Source organism: uncultured Chitinophaga sp. (assembly GCF_937874145.1).
GTDB lineage: Bacteria > Bacteroidota > Bacteroidia > Chitinophagales > Chitinophagaceae > Chitinophaga.
In genome coordinates this window covers 1-1,998 of record NZ_CALNBI010000415.1, presented here as the reverse complement: position 1 = coordinate 1,998, position 1,998 = coordinate 1, and the positions used below count along the sequence as shown (strand labels likewise).

General features: G+C 58.6%; 3 protein-coding genes. All 3 read right to left on the bottom strand.

Annotated elements, in window-relative coordinates:
- A partial coding sequence (locus Q0510_RS19955; protein ID WP_298715628.1) for a hypothetical protein occupies positions 1–410 on the bottom strand: 410 nt, incomplete at its 3' end.
- A gap of 24 nt (positions 411–434) precedes the next feature.
- Positions 435–1,784, bottom strand: coding sequence for a cbb3-type cytochrome c oxidase subunit I (locus Q0510_RS19950; protein WP_298715626.1), 1,350 nt, complete (start codon positions 1,782–1,784; stop codon positions 435–437).
- Positions 1,785–1,793: 9 nt separating this feature from the next.
- Positions 1,794–1,998: hypothetical protein (locus tag Q0510_RS19945; protein WP_298715624.1), on the bottom strand; the 205-nt coding region annotated here is incomplete at its 5' end.

Here is a 1,998-nt window from a genome sequence, read left to right as displayed (position 1 = left end):
GAGGCGGCGCCGCCACCCGGGCCGGTCACGGCATGGAGGTCGATGTTGTGGGGCAGCTTGTTGCCGGGGTGGTTCTTTAAGTGGAATTCCACTTCGTCGCCCACCCGGGTGCGGATGAAGCTGCCGGGCACGGTGCCATTGAAGGTCCAGTAGAGGTAGGTCACCCCGTCCGCCATCTCACCTTCCTTTTCCACGATTTCCATGTTCACGATCAGTTTGGTGGCTTCGCGGTTGCCCACTGGCTTGGGCACCAGGGGCGGCGCCGTGAGCTCGGCGAGGCTTTCGCCGGATACTTTCATTTCAGCAGGCGGGGTGCCCTGTTGCCCGCTTCCCGGCTGTTGTTTCGTCGTACAGTTGCTCAGGAGGCCGATACACACCATTGCTCCAAGCAACAATTGATTCCTGTTCATGGTATAAGTTTTAGTTCATCTTTCTCAGTGGAGGGCAGGCCTCGGGGCTTCCAGGGCTTCGGTGGTGGGGCGGCCGTACCGTGCGAAGTCGAGGATGTAGAGGATGATGCCCGTGGCGAACATCGAGGCGCAAAGGATCAGCACCACGAAGTGGACTTTGATCTCGTTCTGCACGTCGCCGAAGTCCATGCCCATTTTCCGTTCGAGGTATACCTGCGCCACGCCGGCCACGCCGAAGGCGACCGTCATGCCCAGCATGCCGATATTGGAGAGCCAGAAAGCATAGGTGCCCCTGGTGGATTCGTATAATTTGCGGCCGGTGAGGTTGGGCATGGCGTAGCTGATGAAGGCCAGTACGATCATGGCGTATGCGCCCCAGAAAGCGAGGTGGCCGTGCATGGCGGTTACGAGCGTGCCGTGGGTATAGAGGTTTACCTGCGGGAGGGTATGCGCGAAGCCGAGTACCCCCGCGCCCACGAACGCAACGATGGCGGTGCCGATGGTCCAGTTGAGGGCGATCTTGTTCGGGTGTTTCTTTTCGCCCTTGCGGTACATGGCGATGGCGAAGAGCACCATGCCGAGGAAAGCCAGGGGCTCCAGGGCGGAGAAGATGCCGCCGATGATGAGCCAGGTTTTGCCGGTGCCGATGAAGTAATAGTGGTGCCCCGTGCCGAGGATGCCCGAGATGAAAGTGAGCCCCACGATCACGTACAGCCACTTCTCGATCACCTCACGGTCTACCCCCGTAAGCTTGATGAGCAGGAAGGAAAGGATACCGCCGAGGATGAGCTCCCATACGCCTTCCACCCAGAGGTGCACCACCCACCAGCGGAAGAAGGAGTCGATGGTCTGGTTGTCGAACCAGATCATGCCGGGCAGGTACAGGAGCGCGGCGAACACGAGGCCCATGGTGAGCACCAGCGAGGTGGTGGTGCGTTTTTTACTTTTGAATAAAGTGGTGAGGATGAGGCCGAGGAAGAGGAGGACGTTCACGACTACCAGGTAATCCAGCGGCCGGGGGATCTCCAGGAACTTGCGCCCTTCCCAGTAATTAAAGTGATACCCCACGATGGCGGCAACGCCAACCAGGGCGAGGGAAATCAGTTGCACATAAGCCCATTTCACGCTCACCAGTTCTTCCTCCGCTTCTTCGGGGATGATGTAATACGCCGCGCCCATGAACCCGGTGAGGAGCCAGACCACGAGCAGGTTGGTATGTACGGCGCGGGCCGTGTTGAAGGGGATGAAATCGTGGAGGACGTCGTGCCCTACCCTCGCGAATCCCATGATGAAGCCATAAACGATCTGGAGCACCAGCAGCAGCATGGCCAGCGCGAAGAACCAGTAGGCGACCTGTTGACTTTTGTATTTCATTGGATATCGTTATTTCGTGTTGATGGATGTTTTGTATTTCGGTTTGGGCGGGAAGCCGTTGAGGTCTGTTTCTCCCACCCATTTGAGGAAGTCGGTGAGCTCCCTGACCTGCTGGTCGTTGAACCCGTAGGCCACCATCTTTCGGCCCCTGGGCTGCCAGGGCGTTTTGGAGGAAAGCACCGCTTTGATATACGCTTCTCCCCTTCTTTCCACC

Bases quoted from the DNA above. Each gene is read 5' to 3' on its own strand.
- Q0510_RS19950 (WP_298715626.1), bottom strand. From the start codon at position 1,784: ATGAAATACAAAAGTCAACAGGTCGCCTACTGGTTCTTCGCGCTGGCC.